This is a genomic window from Nguyenibacter vanlangensis, from assembly GCF_013376155.1.
GTDB lineage: Bacteria > Pseudomonadota > Alphaproteobacteria > Acetobacterales > Acetobacteraceae > Gluconacetobacter > Gluconacetobacter vanlangensis.
The window spans coordinates 1-7074 of record NZ_JABXXP010000115.1 but is presented as its reverse complement, the minus strand read 5'-3'; the positions used below and the strand labels follow the sequence as shown (position 1 = coordinate 7074).

Here is a 7074-nt window from a genome sequence, read left to right as displayed (position 1 = left end):
AGCAGGCTCTCCTGGTTCACGCGCGGCGTCCGGCGCATTGTCAGGCTCCTCCAGTTCCGCAAACCAATGCCGCCATTATGGGCATCCGGATGAAACTGATGGGTGGTGAGCCATGGAGGTACGAAATCGCCGATGACGCGACGTTGTTCACGCCGGATGGATCGCCCCCGGCTCGCGTGTCCAACGCAAGACGCACATATGCACCCGAGACGGGCAGAATTCTGGCCAAATCCAGATCTAATCCATAATATACATCGACAAATGCAAATGATTTGACTCGGGCGTCACCAGCCATGGAGCCGTACTCCTCCACTGACAAAGATCCCTTGGGATAGAGGCCGAGACTATTGATGTCCGACATCCTCTCGGATCCGGGAGCCAACGATGCGCCACCGACATTCCTGGCATCGATTGATTGCGCTCTGATGGTCGTGGGAACGCCACCGATCGCGACGAGCAGCGACAAGTTGACGATGGATATGTCCTTGAGCATTTCAGGCGCGGCCGTTTTCTGATGGCGAGGACAATCCGGGGTTTCCGGTCGCCTGCTCCAACTTACTGAATTGGGAGAGGTCGTCCTTCGACACGTGCGTGAAACTTTGCGGCAGCACGAGCGAATGTTCATTACGATTGAAGAGCTTCGCGGACTTGCCACTGGGGAAGTCCGACTTGTAACGATGACCGGTTTTGCCGACAGTGTCCTTAGCGAAGCGCTGAGACGTTTTTGCGCTGCACATCCTAAAATCAAATTGAGCATTCGAATGGGGAATGGAGAGGAGATCTGCCGATCCCTTCTTGCGCATGAAAGCGATTTGGGGCTCGGCTATAATCTGCCCACGCGACCACGCTTAACGCGCTTTCTGGAGTTTGACTTTCAGGTTGGGGCAGTCATGTCCGATTCGCATCCCTTATCGCGAGAACCATCCCTCGGGCCAAATGATTTCTCTGGATACCCGCTCGTCCTGGCGGACTCCTCAATGTCGTTGAGGCAGGTAATAGATGCAAGCATGGGAGAAAAAATTTCGTCTGACATCGTGATGGAAACAGATTCCATTTATCTCATGAAGCGGATGGCGAGGGAATCGCCATACATATCGTTCATGAATTATGCCGATGTATCAATGGATCTTATCTCGGGAAACCTCGTCTTCATTCCCGTCCGAGCGAAAGCCAACTGGCAGACGATAGCCCTGGTTCATCGCGCCAGTCTGGTTCCCGCACCGGCAATCATGGCGTTGGGACGCGAGATAGAGCGTGCATTTGGCGCGCGGGTCGGACGGGAGGGAATTAATATGAAGAGTATGTTGCATGAAAGTCGCTGAGAGACCGCGGCAGGATACGTGCGCCCGTTGCGTTGTAGATCGCATTGGCAATCGCCGCCCCGACTCACGCGGGACCGAGGGCCAGTTCGTGCGCTATGCCGTTTACGTTGAAGGCGACATCGGACATCACCTGGACCCCGGCAGTCGCGTCAGCGCGGCGGATTCGGAGGTCCAGAAAAGCGCCTGCCGACGATTGACAGGCAGACCGATCGGCATCTCGCCTTATCTCTCATTATCATGTCCAGCGTGCAGGGGTGCCGCAGGTTTTGGTGAGCGTGCCGTGACCCGGGCGGGTTGCGGGCCGGATTGCGGACGCAGATACAGGAGGACCGTGGCCGCGGCGGCCAGAAGAACGATCCCGGCGCCGGCGAAGGCGCCACGCGGACCATGCGCGTCGAGAAGCGCGCCGCCGAGACCCGCGCCGGCCGCGAGCGACGCCTGGATCACGGCTACCTGCAGCCCGCCCGCGCTTTCGGTTTCGTCCGGAACGGTCCGCGTGACCCAGGTGGTCCACGCCACCGGAAAGACGCCGAAGGCAAAGCCCCAACCGGCCACGAAGAGCGTCGCCATCGGCGGCGCGCCGCCCAGCGTGACGAGGCCCAGCGCCAGCGACGCCATCAGCAGGGGCATGGCCGCCAGCGTCATGCGCAGGCTCGCGCGGATCATGGCGCCGGAAAGCGCGGTGCCGGCGATGTTGGCGATGCCGAACCCCAGCAGGATGGCGGCGACACCGTCGGCGCCGACACCGGTGACGCCTTCCAGGAACGGGCGCAGATAGGTGAAGAAGAGGAAATGCCCGCCGAAAACGAGCACCATACCGATCTTGCCGACACCGACCTGCGGGCGTTTGAGCAGTTCGAACAGCGTCGCCAGGCGGGATTGCCCGCGCGGGCTGATCGACGGCAGGACAAAGAACTGCCAGCAGAAGGCGATCAGCGCGAGAAGCGCCGACCCCATGAAGATGCCGCGCCAGCCGATGAGCGCGCCGAGATAGCTGCCCACCGGCACCGCCGCCACCATGCCGACGGAAACCCCGCCAAAGATGATCGAAAGCGCGCGCGGCACCATTGCCGGGGGAACCAGCCGGATGGAAACCGCCGCCGCCATCGACCAAAAGCCGCCAAGGCCGATCCCCAGGAGCACCCGGCCTGCCAGGAGCATCGGATAGCTGAATGCGAAGGCGACCAGCAGGTTGGAGGCGATCAGCAACGCCGCGAAGGCCAGAAGGACGACGCGCCGATCGACGTGCCGCGTGATGGCGGCCATGAACAGGCTGGCGAAGACGGCCACCATGGACGTGGCGGTGACGGCCTGGCCGGCCATCCCCTCGGTCACGCGCAAATCGGAGGCGATCGGGGTCAGCAGGCTGGCCGGCAGCATTTCGGAGATGATGAACCCGACGACGCTGAGGGACAGCGAAAAGACGGCGCTCCAACAAGGGTGGACCGGCCCGCTCTCTTCCGAGGGCGAGGCGATGTCCTGGCTGACGAATTCCACGATATTCTCCGGGTGCGCGACAGGCCGCGCGAGGGGGACATATGCAGCATAAGGGCGAGGCCGGCCCCCCGTAAGCTGCCCGTTTCCGTATGTCGTCATGAATCCGGCTCATGAATGCCGGACATCGCATTCGCGCCTGGACGGCGTCAGCGCGTGTCCATTATGAACTTAAAATCTTCGATTTGAAATTCGGGACACCTGCACCCCATGATGAGGTGATTCCACCTGATCGCGACCTGCTCCATGAAGTCGATTCATGAATATGCGTGACAATCTTAACGACCTTCGGGCCTTTCTAGCCGTGGCCGAGGAGCGGAGCTTCACCCGGGCAGCCGGGAAGCTGGGCGTGTCGCAGTCGGCGCTGAGCCATGCGATGCGCGGCCTGGAGGAACGTCTCGGCATTCGCCTGCTGATGCGCACGACGCGCAGCGTTTCCCCGACCGAGGCGGGCGAGCGCCTGGCGCAGCGGATCGGTCCGCATTTCGCGCAGATCGAAACCGAACTCGCGGCCTTGACGGAGTTGCGGGCAAAGCCTGCCGGGACGGTTCGGATCACGGCGTCCGACGACGCGATCAAGCATATCGTGTGGCCGCAACTGGCCAAGCTGCTGCCTGCCTACCCCGACATCAAGGTCGAACTGAGTATCGAGCCCGGTTTGACCGACATCGTCACGGAACGCTATGACGCGGGTATCCGGCTGGGCGAACAGGTCGCAAAAGACATGATTTCCGTCCCTGTCGGACCGGAGGTGCGCTTTGCCGTCGTCGGATCCAGATCCTATTTCGACAGCCACCCCGTGCCGCGGACGCCGCAGGATCTTCTGAACCACAATTGCATCACGTTTCGGCAGCCGACCCGTGGCGGGATCTATGCCTGGGAATTCGAGAAGGGCGGCCGCGAATTGCGGGTGCGTGTCCAGGGACAGGCCATCTTCAACAGCAGTCTTCAGAGTCTCGATGCCTGCCTTTCGGGGGCGGGACTTGCCCATATGCCTGAGGAACTTGCGCACCCCCATATCGCGACGGGTCGGCTCAAGCGGGTTCTGGCGGATTGGTGTCCCTACTGGTCCGGTTTCCACCTGTATTATCCGAGCCGCCGGCAGTCATCGCCGGCCTTTGCCCTGGTGGTCGACGCGCTGCGCTATCGGAGATAGGGATATCCAAGCGCATCGAGATGCCGGTCGAATGCGTCGCGGACGGCATCGTACATGGTGGCCCGGGGCAGATCCTGCGCGTGTCTTTGCGTTGTTGCCGAAGCGCGGAACAGGATTCCGCACCCAACGCCGCGCACAGCGCGAGATCGTTGAACGCGTCGCCCAGCGCGACGCAATGTGATGGTGAGCCGTGCGTCCAGACAGGGCTACATCTCGGGACACAGAACGCCTTCGAGATCAATGAAGGCCATCGCGTTCGGCCGGGCCGTCGTGCGCGGCTGGACGATGCGCATCCTTGTTGCGCCATCAGGCCGGTGATCCATGCGCTCAGCCCCTTTCGACAAACACAAGCGATGCGCCGATCAGCAGCAGGATTGCGCCGATGACGCGATTGAACCCGGCCGCGCGCGCCATGACCCAGCGCCGCGTGGCACTGCGCGACAGGCCGTAGGAGACAAGGACGAACCAGACCAGATGACACAGGGAGATCGTGGCGCCGCACAGCAGGGCATATTGCACGGTCGAGTGCGGGCCGATCACCTGGGTATAGAGACTGATGACGAACACGGCGGTCTTGGGGTTGAGGGCGTTGGTCAGAAAGCCCGCCAGGAAGGATTGGGACGCCGACACTGCCGGCCGCGCGCCGTCGTCGTCCTCGATCGCCAGGCCTGACCGCATCGTGCGCATGCCCGCATATGCGAGATAGGCCGCCCCCGCGAAGCGGACATATGTCAGCAGGTCGGGAACGACGCCCTGGACCGTGGCGAGAAAGAAGACGGCGTAGAAGACGTGAATCCAGCACGATACCGCAATTCCGAAGGCCGACAGAACGCCGGAGCGACGCCCATGGAGGAAACTGTTGCGCGACACCATGGCGAAGTCGGCGCCGGGGCTTATGACGGCGAGCGACGTCACCGCGAGCACGATCAGATAGTGCGCCATAGGATCCGGTCCTTGTTTTTCGAGGTTTTTCGGGAACGGGGGCGCCGCGGTTCGGCCGGAATCCGCCGGAACGCCAGCACCAGGACATCGCGATAGGCTGCCTGGCCGGGATCGCATGCGTGGATCGGGCCGACGCCGTGATAGACCCGTTCATCGTCGATGATTGCGGTTTCGAAAGGCGATTGCAGATTCAATGATCCCAGGGGATTGCGCGAGCGGTCGTAGATGGTCGTTTCGCCACCCCGCACGTTGCGCTGGTCGATCAGCGCCATCAGGACGTAGGCCACGCCATCGCGATGCGCGCCCTCGGGCGTCGGCTTGCCGCCGTTGGCCGAGGCGGTGATCCGGAACTGGTATGCGTCGACACGCCATCCGGTCCAAGGCGACAGCCCGCAGAAGATCTGATCCGCGAGGCCCAGGAAGCCCTGCATCACCGGATTGGCGTTCGTTGCGTCGGCGATCGGTTCGACATGCCGGACGGAGCCGCCGTTGAGCGGGTTATGATCGATCGTCCGGACGTGCGGCCGATGATGCAGCCGTTCGATGGCGCCGCCTGGAGCGACCCGGTAGACCGCGTGGCGCCGCCGCCGGGGCGGACCGCCATCCGCCATGTACGTATCCGGAGGCATGTTCTCCCAGGATGCGCAGAATGTTTCCACGTCCCTGCCCGTGTAAGGCCGGATCGTGCATAGCGCCTTCAGGATCCCGGCGCTGTCGAGCGTGGCGAAGCCGCGCGCGGCGACCAGATTCTGCGGCGTGGGACGGACGTCAACTGCGTCATCGGCGGGCATTACAAACGTGCTCGTTGCCTGTGAATCGCTCCAGCGTGGGAGCCCGGCTCATCTGTCAGGGCTGACGTTGTCAGAGCTGGAGCCGGGGAAAAATCGATTTGATTTGACGCATTGACGTGAGATTTTCTCACATATCCCAGGAGAGGAACGGATGCCCATGTCCCGCCTGCGTCTGCCGTCGCTCAACGCGTTGCGTGCGTTCGAGGCCGCTGCCCGGCATGTGACGCTGGCGCGCGCGGCCGAGGAATTGCACGTCACGCACGGCGCGGTCAGCCGGCAGATCAGGCTGTTGGAAGAGGAACTGGGGGAGGATCTGTTCCTGCGGGACGGGCGGGGGAAGGCGCTGAACCCGCGCGGTCATCTTCTGGCCGGCCGGCTGCATGAGATCTTCGCGGATCTTGCGCAGGCGATCGACGATTTCCGCCAGGATGGCGTCGTGCAGCCGCTTTCGATCTCCTGCGAGCCGACCTTGTGCCTGAAGATGCTGATCCGCGATCTCGGCGCGCTGAAGCGCGAGACCGGGCTGGACGTGAAGCTGTTCGCCGCGGGCGGTCCGGTGGATTTCGCGCGCGACCGCATCGATCTTGCGATACGGCGGGACGATTTTCCGATCCCGAACGATCTGTATGTCCATCCCCTGGCCGACGAGGCGACCGGCCCGGTGCTGTCGCCCCGCATGGCGGACGACCGGCCGGTTTCAGATTTCCGGCGGTTGCCGCAATTGCATTCCATGACCCGCCCGGGTGCCTGGCGGGACTGGTTCCGCCGGACCGGCGTCAGGCCGGTACGGGCGAAGCGGGAAATATTCGAGCATTTCTACCTTGCGCTGGAAGCGGCGCAGGCCGGGCACGGCGTGGCGCTGGCGTCGGTGTACATGGCCGCGGGAGATATTGCCGCCGGGCTGCTGGTCGCGCCGCGGCGCTTCGTGCCGGACGGCACGCGCTATGTCTGTCTGTCGCGCGAACCCTTCGACCGGGACCCGCGGCGCCGGCTCTTTGCGTCATGGCTGGGCCGGCGGATGGAGCGGCTGTCGCGCGCGTTCGCCGGGGACGATCCAGGGGGGGACGATTCAGAGGGGGACGGTTCAGGGGCGCGATCCTGAGCGGCCGGCGGTCAGCGGGGCATCGGGCAGGCGGGCGCTGGTTTCCGCCAGCGTTTCGCAGGGCGGTTCGTTGGGGGGCGGGCCGTCGGTGGCCAGCGGGTAGACATGCCGCCGCCCCATATCGGCGCGGAGCATGGCGTAGGAGAAGGGCTGGTCGTGCCGGATGCACAGCGCCTTGGCCACGCCGCCGACGGTGAGGGATTCGCAATCCGGCAGGGCCAGCCCGGCGGTGAGCGCGGCGTCGCCGTAGAGGACATGGCCGCCGCG

The 7074-nt window shown here is 63.7% G+C and carries 9 protein-coding genes; 4 read left to right on the top strand and 5 right to left on the bottom strand.

Features of this window, described 5'->3' with window-relative positions; all coding sequences use genetic code 11:
* Positions 1-40: 40 nt before the first annotated feature.
* Positions 41-493 carry a hypothetical protein gene (locus tag HUK84_RS22835; protein WP_218064275.1) on the bottom strand — a complete coding sequence of 151 codons (453 nt, stop codon included), beginning with the start codon at positions 491-493 and terminating at the stop codon, positions 41-43.
* Between the two features lie 124 nt (positions 494-617).
* Here HUK84_RS22835 and HUK84_RS08070 point away from each other — a divergent pair, with 124 nt between their 5' ends.
* The gene (locus HUK84_RS08070; RefSeq protein ID WP_176639836.1) at positions 618-1322 is read left to right on the top strand and encodes a substrate-binding domain-containing protein; all 705 of its coding nucleotides are present in this window, start codon (positions 618-620) and stop codon (positions 1320-1322) included.
* 222 nt (positions 1323-1544) lie between these two features.
* Here the strand turns inward: HUK84_RS08070 and HUK84_RS08065 are convergent, their stop codons facing one another.
* Complete coding sequence (locus HUK84_RS08065) at positions 1545-2819, bottom strand: MFS transporter (RefSeq protein WP_317135260.1); 1275 nt, start codon at positions 2817-2819, stop codon at positions 1545-1547.
* A gap of 110 nt (positions 2820-2929) precedes the next feature.
* Here HUK84_RS08065 and HUK84_RS08060 point away from each other — a divergent pair, with 110 nt between their 5' ends.
* Positions 2930-3079: a hypothetical protein gene (locus HUK84_RS08060; RefSeq protein WP_176639834.1), complete on the top strand. Its 150-nt coding sequence runs from the start codon at positions 2930-2932 to the stop codon at positions 3077-3079.
* A gap of 2 nt (positions 3080-3081) precedes the next feature.
* Positions 3082-3972, top strand: coding sequence for a LysR family transcriptional regulator (locus HUK84_RS08055; protein ID WP_176639833.1), 891 nt, complete (start codon positions 3082-3084; stop codon positions 3970-3972).
* A 327-nt stretch (positions 3973-4299) separates the two neighbouring features.
* Here the strand turns inward: HUK84_RS08055 and HUK84_RS08050 are convergent, their stop codons facing one another.
* Positions 4300-4914 (bottom strand): LysE family translocator, encoded by a 615-nt coding sequence (locus HUK84_RS08050; RefSeq protein ID WP_176639832.1) that lies wholly within the window; start codon positions 4912-4914, stop codon positions 4300-4302.
* Positions 4899-5705, bottom strand: a complete 807-nt coding sequence (locus HUK84_RS08045) for a 2OG-Fe dioxygenase family protein (protein WP_176639831.1) — start codon at positions 5703-5705, stop codon at positions 4899-4901. The genes HUK84_RS08050 and HUK84_RS08045 overlap by 16 nt, the downstream gene beginning before the upstream one ends.
* A gap of 157 nt (positions 5706-5862) precedes the next feature.
* Here HUK84_RS08045 and HUK84_RS08040 point away from each other — a divergent pair, with 157 nt between their 5' ends.
* Positions 5863-6807: a LysR substrate-binding domain-containing protein gene (locus HUK84_RS08040; protein WP_246285532.1), complete on the top strand. Its 945-nt coding sequence runs from the start codon at positions 5863-5865 to the stop codon at positions 6805-6807.
* On the opposite strand, the gene HUK84_RS08035 is transcribed toward HUK84_RS08040, so the two are convergent.
* The coding region (locus HUK84_RS08035) for a hypothetical protein (protein ID WP_176639829.1) at positions 6790-7074 on the bottom strand (285 nt) is incomplete at its 5' end. The genes HUK84_RS08040 and HUK84_RS08035 overlap by 18 nt on opposite strands.

What these genes read in the sequence shown, in the direction of transcription:
- HUK84_RS08060 (WP_176639834.1), top strand. Translation starts at nt 2,930, where the DNA reads ATGAATGCCGGACATCGCATTCGCGCCTGGACGGCGTCAGCGCGTGTC.
- HUK84_RS08045 (WP_176639831.1), bottom strand. Translation starts at nt 5,705, where the DNA reads ATGCCCGCCGATGACGCAGTTGACGTCCGTCCCACGCCGCAGAATCTG.
- HUK84_RS22835 (WP_218064275.1), bottom strand. Translation starts at nt 493, where the DNA reads ATGCTCAAGGACATATCCATCGTCAACTTGTCGCTGCTCGTCGCGATC.
- HUK84_RS08055 (WP_176639833.1), top strand. Translation starts at nt 3,082, where the DNA reads ATGCGTGACAATCTTAACGACCTTCGGGCCTTTCTAGCCGTGGCCGAG.
- HUK84_RS08040 (WP_246285532.1), top strand. Translation starts at nt 5,863, where the DNA reads ATGTCCCGCCTGCGTCTGCCGTCGCTCAACGCGTTGCGTGCGTTCGAG.
- HUK84_RS08050 (WP_176639832.1), bottom strand. Translation starts at nt 4,914, where the DNA reads ATGGCGCACTATCTGATCGTGCTCGCGGTGACGTCGCTCGCCGTCATA.
- HUK84_RS08070 (WP_176639836.1), top strand. Translation starts at nt 618, where the DNA reads ATGTTCATTACGATTGAAGAGCTTCGCGGACTTGCCACTGGGGAAGTC.